This is a genomic window from uncultured Sphingomonas sp. (assembly GCF_964244265.1).
Classification (GTDB): Bacteria; Pseudomonadota; Alphaproteobacteria; order Sphingomonadales; family Sphingomonadaceae; genus Sphingomonas.
In genome coordinates this window covers 11,982-38,343 of sequence record NZ_CAXTHV010000019.1, presented here as the reverse complement: position 1 = coordinate 38,343, position 26,362 = coordinate 11,982, and the positions used below count along the sequence as shown (strand labels likewise).

Annotated in this window: 30 protein-coding genes; 13 read left to right on the top strand and 17 right to left on the bottom strand. The window is 66.5% G+C overall.

From position 1 onward, the window contains the following. Nucleotide 1 precedes the first annotated feature (1 nt). Both ACFE7K_RS09515 and uvrB read left to right on the top strand, forming a co-directional pair. Nucleotides 2-511, top strand: a complete 510-nt coding sequence (locus tag ACFE7K_RS09515; protein WP_375397952.1) for a hypothetical protein — start codon at nt 2-4, stop codon at nt 509-511. 52 nt (nt 512-563) lie between these two features. Next, nucleotides 564-2,756 (top strand): excinuclease ABC subunit UvrB, encoded by a 2,193-nt coding sequence (gene uvrB, locus ACFE7K_RS09510; protein ID WP_375397951.1) that lies wholly within the window; start codon nt 564-566, stop codon nt 2,754-2,756. Nucleotides 2,757-2,846: 90 nt separating this feature from the next. On the opposite strand, the gene ACFE7K_RS09505 is transcribed toward uvrB, so the two are convergent. Further along, a complete protein-coding gene (locus tag ACFE7K_RS09505) occupies nt 2,847-3,215 on the bottom strand; it encodes a PRC-barrel domain containing protein (protein ID WP_375397950.1) in 369 nt (122 codons plus the stop codon). A 125-nt stretch (nt 3,216-3,340) separates the two neighbouring features. On the opposite strand from ACFE7K_RS09505, the gene ACFE7K_RS09500 reads away from it, so the two are divergent. The 3 genes from ACFE7K_RS09500 to ACFE7K_RS09490 all read left to right on the top strand — a co-directional run bounded on the left by ACFE7K_RS09500 (nt 3,341) and on the right by ACFE7K_RS09490 (nt 6,278). Then, a complete protein-coding gene (locus ACFE7K_RS09500; protein WP_375397949.1) occupies nt 3,341-3,883 on the top strand; it encodes a hypothetical protein in 543 nt (180 codons plus the stop codon). Nucleotides 3,884-4,314: 431 nt separating this feature from the next. Next, nucleotides 4,315-4,644 (top strand): hypothetical protein, encoded by a 330-nt coding sequence (locus tag ACFE7K_RS09495; RefSeq protein WP_375397948.1) that lies wholly within the window; start codon nt 4,315-4,317, stop codon nt 4,642-4,644. A 62-nt stretch (nt 4,645-4,706) separates the two neighbouring features. After that, nucleotides 4,707-6,278, top strand: coding sequence for an amidase (locus ACFE7K_RS09490; protein ID WP_375397947.1), 1,572 nt, complete (start codon nt 4,707-4,709; stop codon nt 6,276-6,278). Here the strand turns inward: ACFE7K_RS09490 and ACFE7K_RS09485 are convergent. Together ACFE7K_RS09485 and ACFE7K_RS09480 are read right to left on the bottom strand one after the other, a co-directional pair. Beyond that, entirely contained in the window at nt 6,230-6,652 is a 423-nt protein-coding gene (locus ACFE7K_RS09485) for a DUF4345 domain-containing protein (RefSeq protein ID WP_375397946.1), read from the bottom strand. The genes ACFE7K_RS09490 and ACFE7K_RS09485 overlap by 49 nt on opposite strands. Then, nucleotides 6,649-7,107 carry a DUF2721 domain-containing protein gene (locus ACFE7K_RS09480; protein WP_375397945.1) on the bottom strand — a complete coding sequence of 153 codons (459 nt, stop codon included), beginning with the start codon at nt 7,105-7,107 and terminating at the stop codon, nt 6,649-6,651. Before ACFE7K_RS09480 ends, ACFE7K_RS09485 begins: the two co-directional genes overlap by 4 nt. A gap of 168 nt (nt 7,108-7,275) precedes the next feature. On the opposite strand from ACFE7K_RS09480, the gene ACFE7K_RS09475 reads away from it, so the two are divergent. Beyond that, nucleotides 7,276-8,478: a GNAT family N-acetyltransferase gene (locus ACFE7K_RS09475; protein ID WP_375397944.1), complete on the top strand. Its 1,203-nt coding sequence runs from the start codon at nt 7,276-7,278 to the stop codon at nt 8,476-8,478. On the opposite strand, the gene ACFE7K_RS09470 is transcribed toward ACFE7K_RS09475, so the two are convergent. Further along, a complete protein-coding gene (locus ACFE7K_RS09470) occupies nt 8,382-9,248 on the bottom strand; it encodes a ParB/RepB/Spo0J family partition protein (RefSeq protein WP_375397982.1) in 867 nt (288 codons plus the stop codon). The genes ACFE7K_RS09475 and ACFE7K_RS09470 overlap by 97 nt on opposite strands. A gap of 403 nt (nt 9,249-9,651) precedes the next feature. Between ACFE7K_RS09470 and ACFE7K_RS09465 the strand changes: the two genes are divergently transcribed. Genes ACFE7K_RS09465 through ACFE7K_RS09450 form a run of 4 tightly spaced genes read left to right on the top strand, consistent with a single transcriptional unit; the run spans nt 9,652 to nt 11,555 of the window. Next, a complete protein-coding gene (locus ACFE7K_RS09465; RefSeq protein ID WP_375397943.1) occupies nt 9,652-10,278 on the top strand; it encodes an AraC family transcriptional regulator ligand-binding domain-containing protein in 627 nt (208 codons plus the stop codon). Next, entirely contained in the window at nt 10,275-11,162 is an 888-nt protein-coding gene (locus ACFE7K_RS09460) for an aldo/keto reductase (RefSeq protein WP_375397942.1), read from the top strand. Before ACFE7K_RS09465 ends, ACFE7K_RS09460 begins: the two co-directional genes overlap by 4 nt. A 58-nt stretch (nt 11,163-11,220) precedes the next feature. Continuing rightward, on the top strand, nt 11,221-11,430 hold the full coding sequence (locus ACFE7K_RS09455) for a hypothetical protein (protein WP_375397941.1): 210 nt from the start codon (nt 11,221-11,223) through the stop codon (nt 11,428-11,430). Beyond that, nucleotides 11,427-11,555: a zinc-binding dehydrogenase gene (locus ACFE7K_RS09450; protein ID WP_375397940.1), complete on the top strand. Its 129-nt coding sequence runs from the start codon at nt 11,427-11,429 to the stop codon at nt 11,553-11,555. Before ACFE7K_RS09455 ends, ACFE7K_RS09450 begins: the two co-directional genes overlap by 4 nt. A gap of 29 nt (nt 11,556-11,584) precedes the next feature. Here ACFE7K_RS09450 and ACFE7K_RS09445 read toward each other — a convergent pair whose 3' ends face one another. After that, on the bottom strand, nt 11,585-12,265 hold the full coding sequence (locus ACFE7K_RS09445) for a tRNA (guanine(46)-N(7))-methyltransferase TrmB (RefSeq protein WP_375397939.1): 681 nt from the start codon (nt 12,263-12,265) through the stop codon (nt 11,585-11,587). Nucleotides 12,266-12,589: 324 nt separating this feature from the next. On the opposite strand from ACFE7K_RS09445, the gene ACFE7K_RS09440 reads away from it, so the two are divergent. Continuing rightward, nucleotides 12,590-12,808, top strand: coding sequence for a hypothetical protein (locus ACFE7K_RS09440; RefSeq protein WP_375397938.1), 219 nt, complete (start codon nt 12,590-12,592; stop codon nt 12,806-12,808). An 80-nt stretch (nt 12,809-12,888) separates the two neighbouring features. Here ACFE7K_RS09440 and metK read toward each other — a convergent pair whose 3' ends face one another. Continuing rightward, the gene (gene metK / locus ACFE7K_RS09435; RefSeq protein WP_375397937.1) at nt 12,889-14,100 is read right to left on the bottom strand and encodes a methionine adenosyltransferase; all 1,212 of its coding nucleotides are present in this window, start codon (nt 14,098-14,100) and stop codon (nt 12,889-12,891) included. A 75-nt stretch (nt 14,101-14,175) separates the two neighbouring features. Beyond that, entirely contained in the window at nt 14,176-15,726 is a 1,551-nt protein-coding gene (gene lnt, locus ACFE7K_RS09430) for an apolipoprotein N-acyltransferase (protein ID WP_375397936.1), read from the bottom strand. 103 nt (nt 15,727-15,829) lie between these two features. On the opposite strand from lnt, the gene ACFE7K_RS09425 reads away from it, so the two are divergent. Both ACFE7K_RS09425 and ACFE7K_RS09420 read left to right on the top strand, forming a co-directional pair. Next, on the top strand, nt 15,830-16,246 hold the full coding sequence (locus ACFE7K_RS09425; RefSeq protein ID WP_375397935.1) for a VOC family protein: 417 nt from the start codon (nt 15,830-15,832) through the stop codon (nt 16,244-16,246). A gap of 35 nt (nt 16,247-16,281) precedes the next feature. Then, nucleotides 16,282-16,584, top strand: a complete 303-nt coding sequence (locus tag ACFE7K_RS09420; RefSeq protein ID WP_375397934.1) for a polyhydroxyalkanoic acid system family protein — start codon at nt 16,282-16,284, stop codon at nt 16,582-16,584. 3 nt (nt 16,585-16,587) lie between these two features. On the opposite strand, the gene ACFE7K_RS09415 is transcribed toward ACFE7K_RS09420, so the two are convergent. The 10 genes from ACFE7K_RS09415 to ACFE7K_RS09370 all read right to left on the bottom strand — a co-directional run bounded on the left by ACFE7K_RS09415 (nt 16,588) and on the right by ACFE7K_RS09370 (nt 26,305). Continuing rightward, complete coding sequence (locus tag ACFE7K_RS09415; RefSeq protein WP_375397933.1) at nt 16,588-17,925, bottom strand: PQQ-dependent sugar dehydrogenase; 1,338 nt, start codon at nt 17,923-17,925, stop codon at nt 16,588-16,590. 75 nt (nt 17,926-18,000) lie between these two features. Next, nucleotides 18,001-20,226: a catalase/peroxidase HPI gene (gene katG / locus ACFE7K_RS09410; RefSeq protein ID WP_375397932.1), complete on the bottom strand. Its 2,226-nt coding sequence runs from the start codon at nt 20,224-20,226 to the stop codon at nt 18,001-18,003. Nucleotides 20,227-20,400: 174 nt separating this feature from the next. Further along, on the bottom strand, nt 20,401-21,297 hold the full coding sequence (locus ACFE7K_RS09405; RefSeq protein ID WP_375397931.1) for a hemolysin family protein: 897 nt from the start codon (nt 21,295-21,297) through the stop codon (nt 20,401-20,403). A gap of 8 nt (nt 21,298-21,305) precedes the next feature. Beyond that, nucleotides 21,306-21,815, bottom strand: a complete 510-nt coding sequence (gene ybeY, locus ACFE7K_RS09400) for an rRNA maturation RNase YbeY (protein ID WP_375397930.1) — start codon at nt 21,813-21,815, stop codon at nt 21,306-21,308. Further along, complete coding sequence (locus ACFE7K_RS09395; protein ID WP_375397929.1) at nt 21,815-22,210, bottom strand: type II toxin-antitoxin system VapC family toxin; 396 nt, start codon at nt 22,208-22,210, stop codon at nt 21,815-21,817. The genes ybeY and ACFE7K_RS09395 overlap by 1 nt, the downstream gene beginning before the upstream one ends. Then, nucleotides 22,194-22,466 carry a type II toxin-antitoxin system VapB family antitoxin gene (locus tag ACFE7K_RS09390; RefSeq protein ID WP_375397928.1) on the bottom strand — a complete coding sequence of 91 codons (273 nt, stop codon included), beginning with the start codon at nt 22,464-22,466 and terminating at the stop codon, nt 22,194-22,196. Before ACFE7K_RS09390 ends, ACFE7K_RS09395 begins: the two co-directional genes overlap by 17 nt. 47 nt (nt 22,467-22,513) lie before the next feature. Beyond that, nucleotides 22,514-23,518, bottom strand: coding sequence for a PhoH family protein (locus ACFE7K_RS09385; RefSeq protein ID WP_375397927.1), 1,005 nt, complete (start codon nt 23,516-23,518; stop codon nt 22,514-22,516). A gap of 196 nt (nt 23,519-23,714) precedes the next feature. Next, nucleotides 23,715-25,034: a tRNA (N6-isopentenyl adenosine(37)-C2)-methylthiotransferase MiaB gene (gene miaB, locus ACFE7K_RS09380; protein ID WP_375397926.1), complete on the bottom strand. Its 1,320-nt coding sequence runs from the start codon at nt 25,032-25,034 to the stop codon at nt 23,715-23,717. Next, complete coding sequence (locus ACFE7K_RS09375; protein ID WP_375397925.1) at nt 24,973-25,911, bottom strand: lysophospholipid acyltransferase family protein; 939 nt, start codon at nt 25,909-25,911, stop codon at nt 24,973-24,975. The genes miaB and ACFE7K_RS09375 overlap by 62 nt, the downstream gene beginning before the upstream one ends. Next, on the bottom strand, nt 25,883-26,305 hold the full coding sequence (locus ACFE7K_RS09370) for a Fur family transcriptional regulator (RefSeq protein ID WP_375397924.1): 423 nt from the start codon (nt 26,303-26,305) through the stop codon (nt 25,883-25,885). The genes ACFE7K_RS09375 and ACFE7K_RS09370 overlap by 29 nt, the downstream gene beginning before the upstream one ends. Nucleotides 26,306-26,362 lie beyond the last annotated feature (57 nt).

Sequence of the window (26,362 nt, the reverse complement as noted above, 5' to 3'; positions counted from 1 at the left end):
TATGGGCTTGACGGCGGTGCCGGCCAGTAGAGTGTACGAAGGCACGGCGGCGAGGTACGGCGGGCAGGCAATGACGAGCGCCTATGAGACGTCCATTGACCGCGCCGGGCTGGCGATCGGTGCCGGCGGACTGATCTGCGGCGCGATCGCAACGATCTTAGCGGTCGCCGCCGGACAGGCTGACGGGGCGGTGCTGGCGACCACCTTCCTTGGCGGCGGCATGATCGCGGCGGCCGGGATCACTGCCCTTGCCGCCTTGCCCTGGGCGCTGCTCCATGGCGCGGGCCGCCGCGGCCCCGGTCATGCCGCCGCATTGGGGGGAGCGATCGGCTTCGTGCTCTTCCTGGCCGGACAGACGCACGGGTTCGGCTTGTTGGCGCCCCCGGGGATCGACGCGCGCGCGGCGCTGTTCCGCTGGGCGAGCGCCATCGCGACCAGCGTGGCGCTGGCGGCGATGGCGGCGGGGATCGGCGTGGCGATGTGGCGCGTCGCCTATCGACGCCTGCGATAGAACGGCGCCGCGGCGGATTGCGGCGCCCGCCGCGAGCCCCATATGTTCGCCTATGCCGATCCAGATTCGCACCAGCCTCGCCGAGCCCGAAACCGGCGAATCGTTCGTGCCGCACCGTCCCCAACGCCCCGAAAAGGCTGAGGGCGGCAGGGCCTTCAAGCTCGTCAGCGACTATGAGCCGGCGGGCGACCAGCCAAGTGCGATCCGCGAACTGACCGGGGCGGCGCTGGCCGGCGAGCGCGACCAGGTGCTGCTGGGGGTGACGGGATCGGGCAAGACCTTCACCATGGCCAAGGTAATCGAGACGCTGCAGCGCCCGGCGCTGGTGCTCGCGCCGAACAAGATCCTCGCCGCGCAGCTTTATGGCGAGTTCAAGAGCTTCTTTCCCGACAATGCGGTCGAGTATTTCGTCTCCTATTACGATTATTACCAGCCCGAGGCTTATGTCCCGCGATCCGACACGTATATCGAAAAGGAAAGCTCGATAAACGAGTCGATCGACCGGATGCGCCACAGCGCCACCCGGTCTTTGCTCGAACGCGACGACGTCATCATCGTCGCCTCGGTCAGCTGCCTCTATGGCATCGGCTCGGTCGAGACCTATTCGGCGATGATCTTCGACCTGAAGAAGGGCCAGAGCGTCGACCAGCGCGAGATCGTGCGGAAGCTGGTTGCACTTCAGTATAAGCGCAATGATAGTGAATTTTCACGCGGCAAGTTTCGCGTGAAAGGCGACACGCTGGAAATTTTCCCGTCGCATTACGAGGACACCGCGTGGCGGGTGTCGTTCTTCGGCGACGAAATTGAGGAGATCGTCGAGTTCGATCCGCTGACCGGCAAGAAGGTTGCCAGCCTTGCCTATGTCCGCGTGTTCGCCAATTCGCACTACGTCACGCCCGGCCCGACGCTGAAGCAGGCGATGGAGGCGATCCGTCACGAACTCGCCGAACGGCTCAAGGAGCTGGAGGCGGAGGGCAAGCTGCTCGAGCTCCAACGGCTGGAGCAGCGCACCAACTTCGACCTGGAAATGATCACGGCTACGGGCAGCTGCGCGGGAATCGAGAATTACAGCCGCTTCCTGACCGGGCGCATGCCGGGCGAGCCGCCGCCGACTTTGTTCGAATACCTGCCCGAGAACGCGTTGCTGTTCGTCGACGAAAGCCACCAGACGATCGGCCAGATCAACGGCATGGCGCGGGGCGACCACCGGCGCAAGATCACGCTGGCCGAATATGGCTTCCGCTTGCCGAGCTGCATCGACAACCGTCCGTTGCGCTTCAACGAATGGGACGCGATGCGCCCGCAGACCACCTACGTCTCGGCGACGCCGGGCGGGTGGGAGATGGAGCAGACCGGCGGCGTCTTTGCCGAGCAGGTGATCCGCCCGACCGGGCTGATCGATCCCCCGGTCGAGATCAAGCCGGTCGAGGACCAGGTGCAGGATTGCATCAACGAATGCCGCAAGACGACGGCGATGGGCTATCGCACGCTGGTCACCACGCTGACCAAGCGGATGGCGGAGGACCTGACCGAGTTCATGCACGAGGCGGGGTTGAAGGTCCGTTACATGCACTCGGATGTCGAGACTTTGGAGAGGATCGAGTTGATCCGCGATCTCAGGCTTGGTGTCTACGACGTGCTGGTCGGCATCAACCTGCTGCGCGAGGGGCTCGATATTCCCGAATGCGGGCTCGTCTGCATCCTCGATGCGGACAAGGAAGGGTTCCTGCGGTCGGAAACCTCGCTGATCCAGACGATCGGCCGCGCCGCGCGCAATGTCGACGGTCGCGTCATCCTCTATGCCGATCGCATGACCGGCAGCATGGAGCGCGCCCTCAACGAGACCGGGCGCCGGCGGGAAAAACAGCACGCCTATAACGAGCTGAACGGAATAACGCCGACCACGATCAAGCGGAACATCGGCGACATCATCAAGGACGTGGCCAGCCGCGACCAGGTCACGATCGAGATCGACGACGAGCGGCCGCATATGGTCGGTCACAATCTGCGCGCCTATATCGAGGAACTGGAAAGGAAGATGCGCGCCGCCGCCGCCGACCTGGAATTCGAGACCGCCGGCCGCCTGCGCGACGAGATCAGGTCGCTGGAAGCCGAGGAGCTTGGGCTGCCCGCCGACGAACACCGCGCGCCGGTGATGGGACGCTCGAACGAGGGCAAGCCGGGGACCCGCAAGACGCGTTACGGCAAGACCCAGCGCAAGTTCGGGGGAGCAGGGCGGCGATGATCAACGCCGACATCAAGCTGGCGTCGGTAGACGGATCGGTGTTCGGCAGTGGGCGATTGCCTTCAGATGTCGTACGTGCCCGCCTGAGCCTCAGCCCAGTTCCAGTTCGTACTTCTCTGCACCGTAATAGCTTGCCACGCGATCGGCATAGGCCTGGTCGAATTCGGGGGCGGTGCTTGTCCAATTGGGGCCGCCCTCCAGCACCTTGGCGTCGACCGACGCGACATATTGATCGAGCGCGCGATCATAGGTGAGCAATTGGATCGGCACCGGATAGAAGCTCTTGCCCATCCCGAGCAGCCCGCCAAGGCCGAGCACGGCATGCGTCGCGCGGCCCGATCTTTTGTGGACCATGAAGGCGTGGAGAGTACCGACCGAGCCGCCCTCGCGGCTCTTGACCTTCAGCGTGGCGGCGCACGTCGCGGGGGTCAGCAGCGCGGCAGGGGGACGATCGGGCATGAACAATTTCCTCTTGGGCGGCTGTGGTCTAGTCCAGCTGAGCGCATCGTTCCACGGCTATCGCCATGAGACCGGGTCGCTGGACGAGGGTTGAGGCGCGGGCGCGGACGCGTCATAAGCCGAAGGTGCGTCGCCTTCTGCCCTTTGCCGTGCCGGTCGGCATCGTCGCCCTGGTGGTGATCGTCGCCAGTTGCGTGCCGACGCCTCCACCCGCGCCCCGGGCCGGGCCAGCGCCGGCAGTGGTGTCCCGACCCGTCCCGACGCCGATGCCGCTCGGTTCGGACTGGCGCGATTGGCCGATTACGCCTGGCGATTGGGCCTATCGCAGCGACGGCCGGGGGTCGATCGCTTTGTTCGGGACGGTCGGCGAGGACGCCCGCGTGACGCTGCGCTGCGACGCCGCGGCGCGGTCGCTCTACTTGTCGGTCGCCGGGGCAAGGGCGACGACTGTGACCGTACGCACCACCAGCCTGACCCGTGCGCTGCCGGTGCAGCCGGTGGGCGGCGGACTCCCCTATGTCGCCGCCGCGCTTCCGGTGAACGACCCGCTGTTCGACGCCATGGCGTTCAGCCGAGGACGCTTCGTGCTCGATCGCCCCGGCGCGCCGCCGCTGGTCGTCCCTGCCTGGGCCGAGGTCGACCGGGTGATCGAGGATTGCCGGGGATGACCGACCTCTCTCAATGGTCCGCAACGAGAGGAGAATGTCATGCCCTGCAGGCCATCGAAGCGGGCCATAAAGGTTCGTCGAAAACGTTGATCATTACAAGGCTTGTATTGAGCGGCCGCGTGATTCACATTGCGATCGTGCCCAGGCCGGGCACGCCGTTTCAACTAGCGAAAGGAGGTGATCCGATGTCTCATGGTTCAGCAAGGGGGTCGGTTCAGTTCGTTCGGGGGACGCGCCGCTAAAAGGGTCGGCGGGGCTGCGCGGGGGGTATCCTCCCCCAATCAACGCATGGCCCGTGACCCGCGGTTCGCATGGTCCTTCCGGGCTGGAGCTTCCGGCCGCTGACCATGTTAGGAGGTTGCCGGGGCCCTGACGGGCCTCGGCAACCTCTTTTCATTCATGACTAGGACATGGCATAAAATGGGGGTCATATGGGAGAGGATACAAAATTTCGGTTGGGCGGGCTGGTGTCGTTGATCGCCGCGGCTGCTTTTGGCTGGGAGGGTATTGTGCTGCCGTTACGGGCGGCAGAGGCGCATGCCCCGCGCGTGGATTATTCGATCAAGATCTTCGTGCTGGTGCCTGCGCTGATCGTTTTCGGGCTGTTCTTCCTGATCGGCGGTGCGCGCTGGCAATATCGCGATCCGGTGCGCCAGATGCCGACGCCGATCGGCTGGGTATTGTGCGCGCTGGTGGCGATCTCGTCGGGCGCGTCGTTCTATTGGCTGAATGCCAAGTTCGCCGCGCTGGGGTATCAATAGAGATCACGCGGTGCCGGTGTTCAGGCGGTGTGCGGCGCCACAAGCGAAATGAAGGAAAATCGATGCGACGCCTTACCGCTTTCGTCCTGCTGGCCACACCGCTGCCGGCGCTCGCACAAGCGGTGCCGGTGGTCGAGGAACAGTCGATCGACCAGTTGCGCGCCGCGATGGCTGGCGGCGCCAGCAGCGAGGGCGTCACCCGCGCCTATCTCGCGCGGATCGCGGCGATGGACCGGGCCGGGCCGACGCTGCGCGCCGTGATCGCGATCAACCCCGACGCCGTCGCTCAGGCGCGCGCCAGCGATGCGCGGCGTAAGGCGGGCAAGACGCTCGGCCCGCTGGACGGCGTGCCGCTGCTCATCAAGGACAATATCGAGACCAGAGACCCGGTCGCGACCACCGCCGGCAGCCTGGCGTTGAAGGACAATGTGACGGGCCGTGACGCCCCAGTGGTGGCGCTGCTGCGCGCGCAGGGCGCGGTGATCCTGGGCAAGACCAACTTGAGCGAATGGGCAAATATCCGGTCGATCAAGTCGATGAGCGGGTGGAGCGCGGTGGGCGGGCTGGTCCGCAACCCTTATGCGCTCGATCGCACCGCCTGTGGATCGTCGTCGGGAACGGGGGCCGGGATTGCGGCGAGCTTCGCCGCGGCGGGGCTGGGCACCGAGACCGACGGATCGGTCGTGTGCCCGTCGTCCATGAACGGGCTGGTCGGGCTGAAGCCCACGGTCGGGCTGGTCAGCCGCACCCGGGTCGTGCCGATCAGCCATAGCCAGGATACGCCCGGCCCGATGGCGCGCAGCGTGCGCGACGCCGCTATCCTGTTCTCGGCAATGATCGGCGCCGATCCTGCCGATCCTGCCACTGCCGGCGCGGGCAAGTATCGCAAGGATTATGCGGCGGGGCTGAGCAAGGCGTCGCTGAAGGACGTACGGATTGCGGTGCTGCGTCCCGACATGCCGGCGCCGCTCGCCGCACGCTTTGATGCCGCGCTGGCGGTGCTGAAGGCGCAAGGCGCGGTGCTGGTCGACGTCCAGCGGCCGAAGACCGACAAGGTCGGCGATGCCGAGTTCACCGTGCTCAAGGTCGAGTTGAAGACCGACCTCGACAAATACCTTGCGACCACGCCGGCAGCGGTCAGGACGCGAACGCTGGCCGACGTCATCGCCTTCGACAAGGCGAATGCGGCAACGGAGATGCCGTATTTTGGGCAGGAGATCTTCGACATGGCGCAGGCGACGAAAGGGCTGGCCGACGCCGATTACATGGATGCGCGCGCAACCTCGCTGGAGGGCGCGAAGGGCGCCATTGACACGATGCTGAAGGCGGCCGGCGCGACGATCCTGGTCGAGCCGACCTATGGCGCGCCGTGGCTGAGCGATCCCGTTTACGGCGACCAGTTCAGCGGCCCGTCCTCGTCCGAGCTGCCGGCGATCTCGGGCTATCCGAACCTGACGGTGCCGATGGGGCTGGTCCACGGGCTGCCGGTCGGGGTGTCTTTTATCGGACAGGCCTATAGCGAAGCGACACTTCTCGGTGCGGGTTATGTCTACGAACAGGCTGCCAGGGCCCGGATCGCGCCACGCTATCTGCCGACGGTCGATGCCGGCGCCGGGCTTGACGGAAATCGCTGAGCGAAGCGCCATTGCCACAGCATCAGCAGCGGCACCGTCCCCAATTCCATGGCAAAGCCGAATAGGTGGCCGCCGCCGGGTGCGCCGACCGCCAGCAGCGAGCCGACCCGCGACAGCCCGCCGCACACGACCAGCGCGCCGAGCAGGCGAAAGCGCGGGCCCTTGTGCTCGATTCCCGGTATGCAGGTCGCAAAGGCGATGCCGACGCCGAAGAAGATGCCCGAAATGTAGCGGAAATGGCTGTCGAGGTCGCGCGGGATGACCGGCGGATGCCCTAGGAAACCGGGTCCGTGAAGGATGCTCCATCCCCCCACCGACAACGGCACCAGGCAAGCGAGGGTGACGACCGCCTGCAACAGTCGTTTCTCGGTCATCGGCGATGTTCCAGTAATTCGGCACGGATGCGGATCGCATGCAGCGACACGCGCACCTCGATCATGAACCCGACCAGCGCGGAGATCAGCAGCACCATCGCCAGGATGAACGCCAGCGCGACGGCATCGCCGATATGCAATCCGGTCAGTTCCGCGACGAACAGCAACGCCACCACCAGGCACGTCATTACCGCGCTGGAGACGGCCAGGAACAACGCGGCGTTGATGATCGAGATGCGCCGGTCGAGCAGGCGCAGCTCCCACACGTGGCGATCATGTTCGGGGCCGGTCGAGCCGGGATGGAGGGCCTCCACCATCCGGCCGCGATCGACCACCCGCGACAGGCGCCCCGCCAGGACATTGAGCAGCGCGCCGATGCCGGCCAGCATGAATACCGGCGACAATGACAGCTGGATCGCCTGGGCGATCGTCGAGACAGCGGGAAGTGTCGGCATCTGCGACCACCATGGGGCGTCGTGCCTGCGAATGAAAGGTATTGGAGCAATGCATTGCTGCGCCATGCGGCGGACGAGGGTCGAGCCGGTCGACGCGGCACGAGCCTGGGTGCGGACGGGCTGACTTGTCAAACGGGATGGTAACGGCTGGACGCTATCGCGGTTGCCATGCCGCCGCCGCTCTTGCTGACCAGCCGCCACCGTCTGCTGCCGACGATGCGCGCCACCGCGTTCGACGGGCTGTCGTCGCTGATCGACGTGGTCGCCGAAGCGGCGCCGGTGGGTCACCGTTTCCTGCGTTATCACTGGTACGCCTCAGCCTTGCTGGCCTATGGCGGACGCGCACGGACGATCGTGGTCGAGGATGATGGCGAGGCCATCGCCGCGCTGCCGTTCATCCGCTTCGGTCCAGAACCGGCGGCGCTGGCGACGGTGCCAGGGTGTTATTGGCCGTTTCGCTGCTTTCCGGCGCGCCAGGGTATCAACGAGCGCGGCCACGTGGCGCTGCTGGACGGGCTGGCGCGCGAGGTCAACGCACTGCGCATCGGTCCAAGCTATGACGGCGACGCCATCGTCACGCCGTTCGTCGCTGCGGCGCGGGCACGCGGCTGGGCGGTGCTCGATCGCTTCGTCGCCGACAGCTACCTGCTCGATCTCGCCGCGGTGCGCGCGGGCGGCGCATGGCCGCGGCCATCGACCATCAAGAAGAACCGCTTTCACGAAAAGCATCTGGCAAGCCATGGCGCGCTCGACTGGCGCTTTCTCGAGGGCGCGGCTCTGGCGGCGGGCGGGTTCGACCAGATGGCCGCGGTCGAGGAGAAAAGCTGGATCGCCACATCCACCGATGGCCGCGACGCCAAGTTCACCCGCGGCGGTCATGGCACCTTCTGGCGATCGCTGACCGGCGATCCGGTGCTGGCGGCGATGCTGCGTACGGCGATGCTGGCGGTCGGTGACGCACCGGCCGCCTTTTCGTTCGACATGGACGTCGGCCCGTTCAGCTATGCCATCGCCAACAGCTATGACCCGGCCTTTGCCAAGCATTCGCCGGGCAAGCTGCTCTATTATCGCAATCTCATGCGCGCAATCGACCGGGGCATACAGACGGTCGACTGGGGCGCGGGAGACAGCGGGTACAAGCGCGTGATCGGCGCGCGCAAGGGCCCCGCGATCCGCGACTTGCTGCTGCTGCGGCCGGGAATGCCCGCAATACTGGGCCAGGCCCTGCGCGCGCTGTGGCGGCGATCGGGCAATCCCGACATCCGGGCGGACCCTCAAGGAGAAGGATCATCTGAATCGTCTTCCGCGAGTGATACGATAAATCCCGCATCGCCCGCGCCGGCCAGCATGGCCTCGATCAACAACCTGTAATTCTTGACGGACATCGCTTTTCGGGGGGTAAGGCGGATCACCAGCTCCCGGCTGGCGAGGGTGGTGACTTCAACTCGTATGGGCGTTCCCCGCGTCATTGTCGGGGCAGCGGCCTGCGCCGCGGGGTCGAGCAGGCGCAGCACCTCATCGGCGGGATAAGGCGGCTGGCCATCGGCGCGTCGGGCTGCCTGCGCCATGGCGATCTGCGTGGCAGTGGCAAGGAGGTGCAATCCGTCCGGTTCGGCACTACGCCGGGCAAGCGCCAGCGCGGTATCGAGCGTCAGGTCGTCGGGCGCGGCGAACGCGGCAACCACCGGTTCCGGGATCCTCGCCACCATCAGCATCGCGGCAAGCTCGTCCTCGCCCAATTGCAGCTGGTCGGCCATCCGCCCCTGATCGCCGCTGTAAATTTCGTCGAGCGCGCGGGCATAGCTGCGCGCGCGGTTGATCGGTGCGAGCGGAAGGCAGGCTCGCTGATCCAGATCGGCCAGCCGATAGGCCGCTTCATCGTCAACCATCTCGACCCGGACCAGCAGCCTAAGATCGGGCCGGGTGGTCGCGCGTAACTGCGCCACCGCGGCAAGCCGCCGTGATCCGGCAATGATCTCATAAAGAAAATGGGCGTCGTCGAACACTGGGCGGACGATTGCCGCCACGCGCTGGCCGTCATCGGCAATCGAGTTTATCAGGTCTCGGCGGGATTGAGGGGTCAGCATGGTCTCATCACGCGCCAAGCCGCGCCAAGGCCGAACACGTCCCGGATCGACCATGAACAGCAGGGCATCGGGTGTCGCATCCGGCGCTGCGGCATCGGCACGCCGTCGCCGCAGCAGCCCAAAGCGTTTACGGAGACCGATCACAGCGGAGACGATACGGCTATCCACTCGCCCCGAACAGAGGGTCGTGACCTGGCATCAAAGCTGCGACAGCACGAGCTGGCGGTCAAAGCGGTCGCAGTCCCGCGCGATGCTCAGGATGCGGTGCCAGATTTCATGGCGGTCACGCATTTCCTCGATCGAAAGGTCGCACAAGGAAGCCTCGCTGACAAGGTCCTTTCGGACGCGGATAGCAGGCGGCGGAGGCTCGTCAAACCCGCACACGCAAGGCCGTCGCCGCGATCGCTACACTTTCGCGCTCTCCGGCTGCCATGCTAGTCCCGGGGGAGGATAGACCATGGCGCCAACGATGCCTGCAGATATTGCCGATTCGGATTCTACATCGCTGCCGTGGGTACGCGCCTCGGCACTACGGTGCTTCTGGGCACTCGTGACCGAGATGGGCGGTTCGCCGAAGGCGATGCTCGACGATTTCGGCATCGCGCCGCAGACTTTGGAAAGTGGCCAATCGATAGTCTTACCGCGAAGCATGGTGCGCTTGCTCGAGCAAGCGGCAGAGCAGCTCGGATGCCCGGATCTCGGGTTGCGGCTGGCGGAGAGGCAGCGTGCCGCACCATTGTTCGGCGCGATCCAGATGGTAATGCGCAACTCCGCCACGCTCGCCGGGGCGTTCGACTTTGTGGTGCAGCACACGGGTTTCTATGCGCCGCGCGCCCAGCTGACGCTTGCCGACGAGATTGGTGTCGAGACGGTCGATTACCGGCGCGGGGCCGGGGCGGCTGCTGCGTTCGGCCCGGCATTGAGAGTCCGTTTGGAAACGCGTCTATGGCGCGTTTACGGCACCGGCCCGCTCCCCCGCCCGACCTCCCAATCAGGATACGCTGTGGGAGGTCGGGTGGGGAGCGGGCCGGTGCCGCCTCGAAACTTGCACTTCCGCGAGTTTCCAAACAGACTCCGAGCGTGACCGAGACACCCGGCATCCTGAAGGGCGGGAGCCCCACCATCGCGTTCGGCCCGATGCGGCTTTCGACCGACCTGCCGCTGCCGTCCCGCGAACGCGCCATCGCCACCATCTGCGCCGCGCTGGATGCGGGCGCGACCGTCTTCGACACCGCCGACTGCTACGGTCCGTCCCCGGCCGAAGCGCATCATAACGAAGCCCTGCTCGCCGAGGCGATCGCGCGCTGGGGCGGCCCGCGCGATGCGATCCTCCTCGCCACCAAGAGCGGCAATGTCCGGACCTCGGGCGGGTGGGCGCGCGACGGCCGCCCGGAGCATATCCGCGCGGCGTGCGAACGCAGCCTGCGCGCGCTCGGAGTTTCGCGGATCGACCTCTACCAGCTCCATGGGCCGGACGCCGCCGTGCCGTTCGCCGATCAGGTCGGCGCGCTGGCGCGGCTGCGCGAGGAGGGCAAGGTCGGCGCGGTGGGGCTGAGCAACGTCGGCCGCCGGCAGCTCGCCGAGGCGCGGGCGATCGTGCCGATCGCCAGTGTCCAGAACCGCTATTCGATCTGGGCGCGCGAGGCGGAGGGCCTGCTGTCCTATTGCACGGCGGAGGATATCGCCTTCCTCGCCTGGTCGCCGCTGGGCGGCGCCGGCCACGTCGCGTCGCTGCCGGTGCTGGACGGGATCGCGACGGCGCGCGGCGTCAGCGTGCAGCAGGTCGCGCTGGCCTGGCTGCTCGCCCGCTCGCCGGTGATGATCCCGATCGTGGGCGCGACCCGCCCGGAGACCGCGCGCGACAGCCTGGCCGCCGTGGCGTTGCGGCTGACGGCGGAGGAAAAAGCCGCGATCGACGCGGCGCTCCCCCACGAGCAGCTCGCCCCGATCGAGATGCCGTCGCGGTGAGGCGCGGGCGACAGCCAGGCGCGGCTCCGTCGCTGTCGCGCATAGCGGGAGTTTCCCGATGAAGGCGTTCGTCACCCATCGCCTGAGCGGGCCGGCCTCGCTGGCGATCGAGAATCTGCCCGCGCCGGCTCCGCTCGGTCCCGGCCAGGTCCGGATCGCGATGCGGGCGGCATCGCTCAACTATCGCGACAAGATCTTCATATCAGGCGCCTATCGGGCGGCGACGATCCCCGATCTGATCCTCTGTTCCGACGGCGCGGTGAAGTGATCGAGACGGGGTCCGGCATCCGGCCGGTGATCGACAGCAGCTATGCGTTCGAGCAGCTGCCGGACGCCTTGCGCCGGCTCGAAAGCGGCTGGCATACCGGCAAGATCGTCATCCGCATCGCCTGACGGCTTGGCAGACGGTCGAAAGTATCGAGTTAAATGCGTATGTATCGGAAATACCAGACTTCATGGCCTTGTCGCCGCGCCTTGCGTTCGTAGCGCGTTTGCGGCCAATCGGCGGGGCGTTCGAGAAAGTCCCGCGCGCTCGTCGCCGTCCAGCGGAAGTCGCGGCGGCGCCCCATCACCATCATCGCCCAGCGGCAATAGGTGGGATCGTCCGTCCCCAGCCGGAACTCGCCGCCCGGCTTCAGCTTGGCGGCGATCAGGTCGAGCGGTCCGTCATTCACCATCCGCCGCTTGGCGTGCCGGGCTTTCGGCCACGGATCGGGGTGGAGCAGGTATAGCCGCGACAGGCCGGCGTCGGGCAGCCGCTCGATCACGTCGAGCGCATCGCCCATATGCAGGCGCACATTGTCCAGCGCGGCGTCGCGGACATGGTTGAGCGCGCCGACCACGCCGTTGAGGAACGGTTCGCAGCCGATGAAGCCGTTGCCGGGCGTGCTGCCCGCTTGCGCGGCAAGGTGCTCGCCCGCGCCGAAGCCGATCTCGAGCTCAAGCGGCCGGCCATCGCCGAACAGGCGCATGGCGTCGAGCGGACCGGTCGCAGGCACCGATATGGCAGGCAGCAGTTCCTCGACCAACGATGCCTGGCCCTGGCGGAGTTTGTGGCCCTGGCGCCGGCCATAGAGGCGGCGGATGGTGATCGGGTCGTTCATGGTGCCGGCCGCTTAGAGCGCAGACCCAGCGATTGCGAGGTCGAGACAGCGTTGCCGGGGACGCAGCGCATGTCGTCAAAAGTCACACAAGTTCACGCCCTACAGCGATTGTTCCGGCCACTTCCGTCGGGTCGCCATGGACGATGGAAAAGATCGGATAGTATGAAGACACAGGATGTCCAACATGGGAAGCGTCAATTTTTGGCGCAGCCCCGCGGGGATTGCAGGACGGCAATGCTTCGTCTGACCCGGGTCGGGATGATTTACCGCTTGCCGGTGCGCGCTCGCATTGTCCCCTTTGCCCGATGCTCCTATTGATCATGGATGGACGGCTCCGCAATGGCGATACTGGCGGTGTGTGCGTGCGCGATGGCCGCGATCCTCGCCCTGTGCATTGCGCTGGACCGGCGGGCCAGAAGGGTCAGGGCAGCGCAATGGTGGCGGCGGTGGGTGATCCACAATCGGGTGATGGCCGACCTTTGGCGCCGCCTGAACGGCCCGCCTCGACTCGAGGATCATCGCAGCCCCGACGACCGGGCGTGATCGCAGCACGCCGATCAGCTGGCCGGAGAAGACCCGGGGATCGCGCCCGCCCCCCCCCGACAGGCAATTATCGCCGAGGATCAGGCGAGCGCCGTTTTCAGGTCGTCGCCCAGATCGGTACGCTCCCAGGGGAAGAAGTCGCCTTCTGCCTTGCGGCCGAAATGGCCGTAGGCGGCAGTCTTCGCATAAATCGGCTTGTTGAGGCCGAGATGGGTGCGGATGCCGCGCGGGGTCAGGCCGCCGAGCTTCTCGATCTTGCCGATCGCGACTTCCAGCTCGTCGTCGCCGACCGTGCCGGTGCCGTGCGTATCGACATAGAGCGACAGGGGCTTGGAAACGCCGATCGCATAGGCCAGCTGGATCGTGCAGCGCTGGGCAAGACCGGCGGCGACGATGTTCTTGGCGAGATAGCGCGTGATATAGGCGGCCGACCGGTCGACCTTGGTCGGGTCCTTGCCGCTGAACGCGCCGCCGCCATGGGGCGAGGCACCGCCATAGGTGTCGACGATGATCTTGCGGCCGGTCAGCCCGGCATCGCCGTCGGGCCCGCCGATCTCGAAACTGCCCGTCGGGTTGATGTGATAGACCGTTTCGCCGGACAGCAGCTCGGCGGGGATGATGGCGGCGACGACGCGCTTCACATAAGCGTGGAGCTCGGCTTCCCTGGCGCCTTCGTCATAGCCCTTGCCGTGCTGCGTCGAGACGACGATCGCGGTGGCGGCGACCGGCTTGCTGCCCTCATAGCGCAGCGTGACCTGGCTCTTGGCATCGGGTTCGAGGAACGGCGCGGCGCCCGAATGGCGGTCGGCCGCCATCTGTTCGAGGATCTTGTGGCTGTAATAGAGCGTCGCCGGCATTAGGTCTGGCGTGTCGTCGGCGGCATAGCCGAACATGATCCCCTGGTCCCCCGCACCCTCGTCCTTGTTGCCGCTGGCATCGACGCCCTGCGCGATGTGCGCCGATTGCGGGTGGAGGTTGTTTTCAAAGCGGAAGGTTCGCCAGTGAAAGCCGTCCTGTTCATAGCCGATGCGCCGGACGGTATCGCGAACCGCCTGTTCGACCTCTTCCGGCACGCCCGGCGCCCAATTGCCCGCTTCGTCCATGATCCCCTTGCCGCGAATCTCGCCGGCGAGCACCACCAATTGCGTCGTGGTCAGCGTTTCGCAGGCGATGCGCGCCTCCGGATCCTTGGACAGAAACAGGTCGACGATCGCGTCGCTGATCTGGTCGGCAACCTTGTCGGGATGGCCTTCGGACACGGATTCGGAGGTGAAGAGGTAATCGGAACGCATGCATTTCCTCATATTCTGGCGGGAAGCGGGCCGTTTCCATGCCCGTATAAAGAAATCGTTATATGAGCTGGTGCCCTAACGGTCCAGCCGGCGAATGGCAATCGCGTTAATCATCAACAGCCCCGCGATCAGCGCGGCGACGGCATTGCCCCACAGCGCGAATGGTGTCGGCGGCAAGGGACGGGGGAACGGAACCTCGATCGCGCCGGCGACGTGCGGCGGCAGCGCGGCGATCAGCCCGCCATCGGCGCCGATCACCGCCGAGATGCCGGTCGGCGTCGCGCGCACGATCGGCAGGCCCTCCTCGATCGCGCGCAGCCGCGCCTGCCGGAGGTGCTGGAGCGGCCCGATCTCGCCGAACCAGGCATCGTTCGATGGATTGAACAGCAGGCGCGGGCGCGTTCCTGGGCCAACGACCGCACCCGAAAAGATCACTTCATAGCAGACCAGCATCCCGATTCGGCCAAAGCCGGGCAGGTCCAGCGAGCGGGGACCCGGGCCGGGAATGAAGTCGATGTCGCCGGGCACCAGCCGCGACAGCCCGATCGCTTCGAGCAACCGCCTGAGCGGCAGATACTCGCCATAGGGAACGAGGTGCGCCTTGTCATAGCGGCCATGGAGGCGGGCATCGGGACCGATCGCGACGATTGCGTTGGTCGCCGCGACCAGATCGCCGCCACGTCCGAAATACATCGGCTGCGCGCCGGTCAGCACTAGGTCGCGATCGCCGAGCAGGAAGGCGATGCGCGCACGCGCTGCCGTCGCGTTACCCATTTCCCTGTAGATATAGCGCGGATAGCCGTCCTCGACCGGATAGCGCAGCGCGCCCTCCGGCCATACTATCAGCCGGGGGCGCCCGGGCGGGCGCCCCGACCAGCGGGCCAGTGCCTGGAAGTTGTTCTCGGGATAATCGGGGGTCGGCCGCTCCTCTTCGGCCAGATCGGGCTGGACCACGCGGAGCAGGGGTCCGCCGGCGGGGGGCGATGGGGGCGAAGGCGCATAGGCCGCGATAAACAGGGCGCCGCCAATGGCCGCCCCGCCGAGCGGCATCCGCCAGCGGCCGGCGACCAGCATCGCCAGCATCCCCGAGGCGACGATCGTCAGCCCGGACAGCGCATAGGTGCCGGTCAGCCGCGCGACCCGGGCGACGTCGGGCACCCAGATGACCGACAGCGGATCCCACGGATAGCCGGTAAACATCGTACCGCGCAGCCATTCGGTCGCGATCCAGCCCGCCCCGGCGACGCAGACGAAGGCGCCGTCCAGAGCCGCCACCGGTGCTCCGCGCGCGGCGGGACGGGCCAGCCGCCAAGCCAGCCCCGCGGCCAGCATCGGATAGATGGCGAGGTACATGGCAAGCAGCAGCACCGCCAGATAGCCGAGCCAATGCGGCATCGCGTCCTGGAAATCGAATGCCTGGCGGATCCAGATGTTGGCGACGCCAAAATGGCCGACGCCGAACAGCCAGCCGATCAGCAGCATCCGGCGCGGCGTCGCCGCGCGGTGCACCGCGACCAGCCACAGGGCACAACATACCAGCGTCATCGGCCACCAGCCGAACGGCGCGAACCCGGTTGCGGCCAGCGCGCCGAGCGCGAGCGGGTAAAGCGGAGCAAGGCGGCGCATCGTCCGGCTATCGCCGTGCGGCGGCGGCGCGGCAATGGCCGTCATGCCACGCGACCGCTCCGCCCCTCTTCGCACCTAGCGTCTGATCGGGTAGCAACGGCGCATGCCCTGTCCCTTCCATCTCGCCTTTCCGGTCCACGATCTGGACGCCGCGCGGGCCTTTTACGGCGGTATGCTCGGATGCCCGGAGGGCCGGAGCGCCGAGCGCTGGATCGATTTCGACTTGTTCGGGCATCAGATCGTGGCGCACCTTGATCCTGCGGCCGGGGCGGCTGGGCTGACCAATCCGGTCGACGGCCATGACGTGCCGGTGCCGCATTTCGGCGTCGTGCTGGCGATGGACGACTGGCGCGCGCTGGCGGCGCGGGCCGCGGCGGCGGGGATCGTGTTCGGGATCGAACCGCACGTCCGCTTCGTTGGTCAGCCTGGCGAGCAGGCGACGATGTTCTTCCGCGATCCGTCGGGCAACGCGCTGGAGTTCAAGGCGTTTGCCGATGATGCGATGCTGTTCGCCACGTGATCGTGGCGGGGCTGTTCGCGAGCTTGAGGTGATAGATGAGCGAGCCGATTACCGTCGACATACCGCACAAACTGGGTCTGGCCGAAGCGCGGCGGCGGATCGACGCCGGCATCGGCCAGCTTGCCGGCTGGTTTCCCGGCGGCGCGGCGGTCGACCATCATTGGCAGGGGGACATCATGGCGTTCACCGTGGCGGCCTTGGGGCAGCGCGTCGCCGGCCGGCTGGACGTGCGCGACGAGCGCGTGATCGCGACGGTCGACCTGCCGCCCTTCCTCGCGCTGTTCGCCGACCGCATTCGCGCCAAGCTGGCCAAGGAAGCGCCCAGGTTGCTCGAATGATCCCTATTTTACCGGCGCCGCGGCGCTGACCCGCCAGATCGTGTTGCCGACATCGTCGGCCACCAGCAGCGCGCCGGTACGATCGAGCACGACGCCGACCGGTCGCCCCTGCGCGCGACCTTCGCCATCGAGAAAGCCGGACAGGACGTCCACCGGCATCGCGCCGCGCGCCGGAAAACCGTCGTCGCCAAAGGGCACGAAGATCACCTTGTAACCCGACGCCGGCTGTCGGTTCCACGAGCCGTGCTGGCCGATGAACGCGCCGCTGGCGAAGGCCGGGCCAAGCGTGGCGCCGGCGGCGAAAGTCAGCCCCAATGATGCCGTATGCGGCCCCAGCGCATAATCGGGACGCTTCGAATATTCCTGCAGGCCCGGGTTTTCGGGTTTCACGCGGCGGTCCGGATAGCCGCCCCAATAAAACCACGGCCAGCCGAAATTGTCGCCGATCTCGATCTGGCTCATGTAATCGGGCGGGCCGTCCGACCCCAGCATGTCGCGTTCGTTGACCACCGCCCACAGCGTGTTGCTGTGGGGCTCCAGCGCCATGCCGTTGGCGTTGCGCAGGCCGGCGGCATAGATGCGGAAGGTCTTCCGGTCGGGAAATACCTGAAGGATGTCGGCGCGCAGCTTTTCGGCGTCGAGCCCGTTTTCGGCAATGTTGCTCGACGATCCCACCGACAGGTAAAGCGACTGGCCGTCTTCCGCGGCGATGACGTTGCGCGCCCAGTGATTGCCGCCGCCGGGATAGCGCACGATCAGTTCGGGCGGGGCGATGATCCGCGTCTGGCCGGGGGTGAACGGATAGCGGACCAGCGCGTCGGTGTTGGCGACGTAGAGCCATTGCCCCATCAGCACCATGCCCGAGGGCGAGTTGAGCCCGTCGAGCAGCACCGACCGGCTTTCCGCCACGCCGTCGCCATCCGCGTCGCGCAGCAGGACGATCCGGTTGGGCGAGGCGCCGCCGGCACCGACGCGCCCGAGCAGCCAGCCCATCACGATGTCGGCGATCCCGCGCGTCGCGCGCGGCGGCGAATTGCTTTCGGCGACCAGCACGTCGCCATTGGGCAGGCGGTGCAGCCAGCGCGGATGCTCCAGCCCGGTGGCGAACGCCTTGACCTTCAGCCCGGCGGCTGCCCTGGGGGTCGCGCCATCGCCCCAGCCGACCGCCTGGGCGGTTCCCATTGTCGGCCACAATTGCGCGCGGGGCGGGGTGATTTCGGGCCGTCGCCCGGTAACCGCCGCGACGCTCAACCGGGCTTCGTCGGGCTGGGCAAACAGGAGATACAGCCCGCCCAGCACGACCAGGACGAGCGCAAGACCGATCAGGATTCGCTGGCGCATGCCGCCACGATAGGGAGAGGAACGGGCGGCGGCAACCGGCAGGTCCCCGACGCCACGCGCGCCGGGGACGGGAGGTCAAGCCGCGACCAGATCGTAGCGGTCGGCGTTCATCACCTTGGTCCACGCCGCGACAAAGTCCTTGACGAACTTGCCCCCCGCGTCGGCCGAGGCATAGACCTCCGCCAGCGCGCGCAGCTGCGAGTTAGAGCCGAACACCAGGTCGGTGCGCGACGCCGTCCAGCGGGGCTCATGGGTGTGGCGGTCGGTGCCGACGAACTCCTCGTCGCTCTCGTCGCTGACCTGGCGCCACGCGGTCTGCATGTCGAGCAGGTTGACGAAGAAGTCGTTGCTCAGCTGCCCGGGGCGATCGGTGAACATTCCGTGCTTGGCGGCGCCACTGTGATTGACGCCGAGCACGCGCAAGCCCCCGACCAATACCGTCATTTCGGGCGCGCTGAGGCCCAGCAATTGCGAGCGGTCGACCAGCAGCTCCTCGGTCGGCACGTTGTAGCGCGTCTGGAGGTAGTTGCGGAAGCCGTCGCACTTGGGCTCGAGCACGTCGAAGCTCTCGGCGTCGGTCTGCTCGGGGGTCGCGTCGGTGCGGCCGGGGATGAACGGCACCGCGATCGCCTGGCCGCAGTCATGCGCCGCCTTCTCAATGCCGACCGAGCCGCCCAGCACGATCAGGTCGGCGATCGACACCTTCCTGCCGTCTGCCGCCTGCGCGTCGAAGTCGCGCTTGATGTCCTCATAGGCGGCGAGCACCCTGGCAAGCTGCGCGGGCTCGTTGACGTCCCAATCCTTTTGCGGCGCGAGGCGGATGCGTGCGCCGTTGGCGCCGCCGCGATGGTCGGACCCGCGCCAGGTCGAGGCCGACGCCCAGGCGGTGCCCACCAGCTCGGCGACCGAGAGACCCGACGCCGCGATCATCAGCTTCAGCGAGGCAATTTCGTTAGTCTCGATGATCTTGTAGTCGGCGGCCGGGATCGGATCCTGCCAGATCAGGTCCTCGGCCGGCACCTCGGGCCCAAGCAGACGGATCTTGGGGCCCATGTCGCGATGGCACAGCTTGAACCATGCCCGCGCCCAGGCGTCGGCGAACTGGCCGGGGTTGTCGCGGAACCGTTCGGAGATGGCCCGGTATCTAGGGTCCTTCTTCAGCGCCATGTCGGCGGTGGTCATCATCGTCGGCACGCGGCGGTTGGGGCTGTGCGCGCCCGGCGCCAGGTCCTGCGGCGCCTGGTCGACCGGCTGCCACTGATGCGCGCCGGCGGGGCTCTTCACCAGTTCATATTCATAGTCGAGCAGCATATGGAAATAGCTGTCGTCCCAGGTGATCGGCGTCGGCGTCCACGACCCCTCGATGCCGCTGGTGATCGTATGGTCGCCCATCCCGCTCTCGTGGGTCGAAGTCCAGCCCAGGCCCTGGCTGGCGATGTCGGAGCCTTCCGGCTCCTTGCCGACCAGCTTCGGGTCGCCCGCGCCGTGCGCCTTGCCGAAGGTGTGGCCGCCGGCGGTCAGCGCGACGGTCTCCTCGTCGTTCATGCCCATCCGGGCAAAGGTCTCGCGCATGTCGCGTCCCGAGCCGATCGGGTCCGGGCAACCGCCGGGTCCTTCGGGATTGACGTAGATCAGGCCGTGCTGGATGGCGGCGAGCGGAGTCTCCAGCGCCAGTCCGGCCTCCTCGTCGATCCGCGTCTGGCCGAGCCATTCCTCCTCGGTGCCCCAATAGATATCCTTTTCGGGCTCGAACACGTCGGCGCGGCCGCCGCCAAAGCCGAAGGTCGGGCCGCCCATCGATTCGATCGCGACGTTGCCGGCGAGGATGAACAGGTCGGCCCAGCTGAGCTTGGACCCGTATTTCTGCTTGATCGGCCAGAGCAGGCGGCGCGCCTTGTCGAGATTGCCGTTGTCCGGCCACGAATTGAGCGGAGCGAAACGCTGCTGCCCCGCGCCCGAGCCGCCGCGGCCGTCGCCGGTACGGTACGTGCCGGCCGAATGCCACGCCATGCGGATGAAGAACGGGCCGTAATGACCGTAATCTGCCGGCCACCAGGGCTGGCTGTCGGTCATCAGCGCGGTGAGATCGCGTTTCAGCGCGTCATAATCGAGCGATCGGAACGCTTGCGCATAGTCGAAATCATCGCCCATGGGGTTGCCGGTAAGACCCTTCTGGTGAAGGATCTCGAGCGACAGCTGGTTGGGCCACCAGTCGCGATTGGTGCGGCCGAGCAACGTGCGCAGCGCGGCGGGCTGCTTGCCTGGCGCGCTCAGCGGGCTGCCTTCAGTGATTGCGTCCATCTCTCTGCTCCTCATTGTCCCCGGCGCTCGCGCAGGGATAGGGACATGCGCGCCGTCGTTGCGGCTTGCTGAGCGGACACTGAACTCGGCGGCTCCTTCCCGCAATGATTTATGCAATGAGTTAATCTGATCTACGATAGCGAAAAAATCGATCACAGGCGTTGAGCCTGCATTCTAATCGTCGGTGTTCTCCGGCACCGGCCGGGGCGGGTGGAGCCGGACACGCTGGACACGGCGTTCGTCCGCATTGATCACCTCGATCGTCCAGCCGCTTGGCGTATCAAGCCGCTCGCCCCGCACCGGCACGCGCCCCGCCAGTACCGCCGCCAGCCCCCCCAGCGTATCGACATCCTCGTCAGGGGCAGTCAGCTTCGGGTCGATCATCGCGGCGACATCCTCCAGCTCGACCCGCGCATCGGCATCCCAGGCGCCGCCGTCGAGCGGCACGAGCAGCGCTTCAGGCGCGTCGTCATGCTCGTCCTCGATGTCGCCGACGATTTCCTCGATCAGATCCTCGATCGTCACCAATCCCTCGGTGCCCGAATATTCGTCGAGCACGATCGCCAGATGGACGCGTTTCTGGCGCATGTCGGCGAGCAGGTCGAGCGCGCCCTGCGCCATCGGCACGTAGAGCGGCTGGCGGACGAGCGCGGTGATCCCGTCGGGGGAGGGGGCGCCATTTGCCAGGATCGCGAACACGTCCTTGATGTGGATCATGCCGACGACCTTATCGAGCGACTCGCGATAGACCGGGAGGCGCGAATGCCCGGCATCGGCGAACAAGGCCACGAGATCGGTGAAGCTGGTCTTTTCCTCGACCGCGACGATGTCGGCGCGCGGCACGCCGACGTCGCCCGCATCACGCTCGCCGAAATGGAGCAGGTTACGGACCATCTGGCGTTCCAGCGGGGTCAGGTCACCTTTGGCATCCGGGGCGGGATCGCCCTCATGGCGCCGGATCATGTCTTCCAGCTGGTCGCGCAACGACGGCTCCGCGTCGCCGAACAGCCCCATCAACTTGCGCCAGAGACTATTTTCGCCGGTGTCCCCGGTACTTTGGCCCTCAGGCATAAGAGTGATCAATCCTCGTGGATCAGATAGGGATTGGCGATACCGAGCGAGGCCAGGGCACGCGCCTCGATCTCCTCCATCGCCTCCGCCTCGCGCGGGTCCATATGATCATAGCCTAGCAAATGCAGCGTGCCGTGCACGATCAAATGCGCGGCGTGCGCGGCCAGGTCGATGTCGCGCTCCGCGGCTTCCGCGGCGCAGACGTCATGCGCCAGCACGATGTCGCCCAGCAACACCTCGCCATCGTCGGAATTGAGCGTGACGGCATCGAGCAGGTCGCGCTGCACCATCGGGAAGCTCAGCACGTTGGTCGGCTTGTCCTGGTGGCGATACTGGTGGTTGAGGGCGTGGACCTCGTCGTCGGTGGTGAGCCGGACCGAAATTTCGATGGTTGCCGGACCCCCGAGCCAGTCGCCATACGGCGTCAGACAAATCGCCGCCTGCGCCGCAGCGGCGGCGAGCGCGTCCCAGTCATGATGGGGCCATGGATCTTCGCGAGTGATGGCGATGTCAAGCATCAGGCGAGGTCCGTCCGGGCGAAGTTACCGCCCTTGTAGAGCAATTGCGCGCCATTGGCCTTGGCGCAGGCATATGCAAAGCAATCGCCCAGATTAAGCCTGGCGGGGTGCCGGCCCTTGCCATACCGTTCATAGGCCTCGAGCGCGAGATCGGCTTCTACTGCTCCGATCGTGACCAGACGGATTGGCATTGGTGCCAGAACCTCGACGATACGATGGCGTGCCGCGGGCGCGTCGAGCTTGTATGACCAGCACAGGGCAGAAACCGCTTCCCAATACGTCATGGCCGACCAGATGGGGTTGTTGTCATCTGCCAGACGTGCGGAAAGTGCCCGGCGTTCGGGTTCATCGGCGGCAAGAGCGACAAGCGCGGAGGCATCAATGAAAAGGGTCATCCACGTCCTCTTCGCCGGACAACCAGTCAAAGAATGCCTTGTCTGCCTTGAGCCCGGTCGGCTCCAGGCGGGGATGCGTACGATGATATTCTTCCATCCATTCGACCAAATTGGCCTTGGGCTCCAGAACCTCCAGTTCGGCCTTCTTCGCGCGAAGCAACTCACGAACAATCTCTGTCTTGGTCTTGCCAAGTTTTCCGGCAATTTCGCTGGCCAAGGCCGCGGTCTCGCTGTCCTTGATGTAAAGAGAAGCCACGACCGCCCTCCATGGATATCCAATTATATGTCGGGATATCCCTGCAATCAACCGCTTGTTCCCTCATAAGCCTCGACGATGCGACCGACGATCGGGTGCCGTACCACGTCGGTTGAGGTAAACCGCGCCACCGCAATGCCCTCCAGGCCCTCCAGCCGCACGACCGCGTCGTTCAGGCCCGAGGCGACGACGCCGCCCGGAATGTCGACCTGGTTGGGATCGCCGCAGATCACCATCCGGCTGTTCTGCCCGAAGCGGGTCAGGAACATCTTCATCTGCGCGGGCGTCGTGTTCTGCGCCTCGTCGAGGATCACGAAGGCGTCGGCCAGCGTGCGGCCGCGCATGAACGCGATCGGCGCGACCTCGATCTCGCCCGACAGGATGCGGCGCTCGACCTGTTCGGCGGGCAGGCAGTCGTTGAGCGCGTCATAGAGCGGGCGCAGATAGGGATCGACCTTCTCCTTCATGTCGCCCGGCAGGAAGCCGAGCTTCTCGCCGGCCTCGACCGCGGGACGCGACAGGATCAGCCGCTGCACCGATCCGTTGATCAGCTGCGCGACCGCTTGCGCGACCGCGACATAGGTCTTGCCGGTGCCGGCCGGTCCCAGCGCGAAGATCATGTCGTGGCCGGTCAAGTCGCGCATGTACTGCGCCTGGGCCAGCGTGCGGGGGACGATCGTCTTCTTGCGCGTGCGGATCATGATTGACGGGTCGCCATTACCTCCGGGCACGGCACGGATGATGCCCTCCAGCGTCGGTTCGGCGGCCATCGCGATCGACGCATCGACCAGTCCCCCGTCGAGGTCTTCGCCGCGCTGGATACGCTTGTAGAGGTCGTTGAGCACGTCGCGCGCCATCGCCACCTGTTCGGCGGTGCCCTCCAGCCCGACGCGATTGCCGCGCGCGGTGATGTAGATGCCCAGCCGGTGTTCCAAGGCGACGAGGTTGCGGTCATATTGGCCGAACAATTGCGCGAGCAGCTGGGGCTTGTCGAAGGTCAGCTCGACGCGGCTGCGGTCGCCGATCTGCGCGGGAACGGGCTTGCGGCTCATGCGGCTCCTTTGGGCCAGGACGGGGAGTATGGATCGGGCAAACGCGCGAGGGTATGGAAACGAGCCACGCGATTTCCGTGGTGCTCGGGGAGGCGGGTATGATTCATCCGTGTCGAAGGATGACAGAGCGGCGGCGGGCAAGACAGCTAAAAAGGGGCGGTTGGTCCATTTTCGCTTCGTTCAAGCGCACGAGACTTCAAGCCGCCGCCGACATCCCGACCGCACCCGCCATGCTGTTCGGATCGGCGCGGATCAGGTCGACCTGTACCAGCGCGCCGATCTTCGCCTCGCTCGTCAGGTGCACCGATTGCAGCCATGGGCTCTTGCCGATCAACTGCCCCGGCAGCTTGCCCTTGCGCTCGATCAGCACCCGGCACGTGCGTCCCACCGTCGCGGCATTGAACGCCGCCTGATCGCGGTTGAGGCTGGCCTGGAGGCGCTGCAGGCGGTCGTCCATCACCTCTGCCGGCATCTGTCCCGCCATGTCGGCGGCCGGGGTGCCCGGGCGCGGCGAGTATTTGAAGCTGTATGCCTGGGCATAGCCGACTGCATCGATCAGGCTAAGCGTGTCGGCGAACTCGGCCTCGGTCTCCTGCGGGAAGCCGACGATGAAGTCGCCCGACAGCGCGATGTCGGGCCGTGCCGCGCGCACCCGGTCGAGGATGCGCAGGTAGCTGTCGCGGGAATGGCTGCGGTTCATCGCCTTCAGCACGCGATCATTGCCCGACTGGACGGGCAGATGGAGGAACGGCATCAGCTTCTCGACGTGCGCGTGCGCGTCGATCAGCCCCTGGGTCATGTCGTTGGGGTGGCTGGTCGTATAGCGGATCCGCGCGAGGCCGGGAATATGATCGAGCTCGCGGATCAAGGCGCCGAGATCGCGGTCGCCCTGGCGCCATGCATTGACGTTCTGGCCGAGCAACGTGATCTCTCGCGCGCCGGCATCGACCAGCGCCTTCGCCTCGTCGACCAGCGTGGTCCAGGGCCGGCTGATCTCTGCCCCGCGCGTATAGGGAACGACGCAATAGGTGCAGAATTTGTCGCATCCCTCCTGCACCGTCAGGAACGCGGTCGGCCCGACCTTGCGCCGCGCCGGCAGCGCGGCGAACTTGGCCAGGCCGGGCATGTCCATGTCGATGCCGAGGCCGCCGCGCGCCGCCCGGGCGACGAGGGCGGGCAGGTGGTGATAGGCCTGGGGCCCGACGACGACGTCGACCCCGGCGCGGCGAGCGATCTCGTCGCCCTGGGCCTGGGCGACACAGCCGGCGATCGCGATCATCGGGCCGCGCCCCTGCTTGCGGGCATGCTTGCGCAGGCGGCCGATGTCCGAATAGACCTTCTCGGTCGCCCGCTCGCGAATGTGGCAGGTATTGAGCACGATCAGGTCGGCATCGCCCGCCTCGCCGGTCGCGGTCATCCCCTGCGCCGCCATCAGCTCGCTTATCCGCTCGCCGTCATAGACGTTCATCTGGCAGCCGAAGCTCTTGACGTGGAATGTCTTGGGAGAAGCGGTCATGGCAGGCCGTTAGCAAATCCTGTCCAATATTGTCAGGAGTTTTGCCCGCCCAGGCGTTATGACCGATAAAGTCCGGCACCGGGCGGCCCATCGCCTCGGCCAGCGCGTCGCGGATGCGGCGCTGGCTTTCCGCCGCGATCGCCTTGCGGCCGGAAAAGTCGCGCGGGTGGAATGGCTCCAGGCAATGGAGGCGCACCGCAAAGCTGCCCCGTCGCGCCAGCACGCGCAGCGCATTGTCGCGTCCGTTCTCCACGCCGATCCAGGCGATGTCGGGGCCGACCGCGCCGTAATCGAGCATCAGCGGCTGGACCCTGACCCCGGGCGGCGGCGGTTCCAGCACCTTGAGCAACGGCGACTTGAACGGGATCAGCGATCGGTTGTCGGTGGTCGTACCCTCGGGAAATACGGTGACCGACCAGTTGCGCGCCATCGCCGCGCGCAGGCGGTTGATCTGTTCGGCGACGCCCAGCCGATCCTCGCGCGAGACGAACACGGTACGGTTCATGTTCGCCAGCCAGCCGATCATCGGCGTGCGCTGCAGCTCGGCCTTGGCGATGAACGCGCTGCCGCTCGCGCCCGCAATCGCCAGGATGTCGATCCAGCTGCAATGGTTGGAGATGAAGAATACGTCGCGGCGCAACGGCGTGCCGGTCACCGTCACCCGCGCGCCTGCCACCCGACCCGCATAGGCCAGGAACAGCCGCGGCCAGGGGGATGGCGCCCTGACCAGCCGCCACAGGAAGTGGAGTGGCACACAGACCAGAACGCCAAGCGCAAGGCCCGCCACGCGCCGTGCGATCCGCCCCCAGCCTAGCGGAGGAATGCGCGACGGCCGACCGGCGGCCGCGTCAATCCTTGCGCGAGAGATTGACTCCATACAGTTCCATCCGGTGATCGACGAGGCGGAAACCGAGCCGCTCGGCAATCTGCTTCTGGAGCTGTTCGAGCTCGGGATCGACGAACTCGATCACCCGCCCGCTCTCGACGTCGATCAGATGGTCGTGATGCGCCTCGGGCGAGGGCTCGTAGCGTGAGCGGCCGTCACCGAAATCGTGGCGATCGAGGATGCCGGCCTCCTCGAACAGGCGGACCGTGCGGTATACCGTCGCAATCGAGATGCCGGGGTCGATCGACGAGGCGCGCTCATAGACCTTCTCGACGTCGGGGTGGTCCTCCGCTTCCGACAGCACCCGCGCGATCACGCGGCGCTGATCGGTGATTCGCAGACCCCGTTCGTTGCAAAGCATCTCGAGATCGATTTTTCGTGACATGCATCCGATGTAGGGCGTGCGGGCTTATTGCGAAAGAGGAGAGTGAGTCGCAACAGG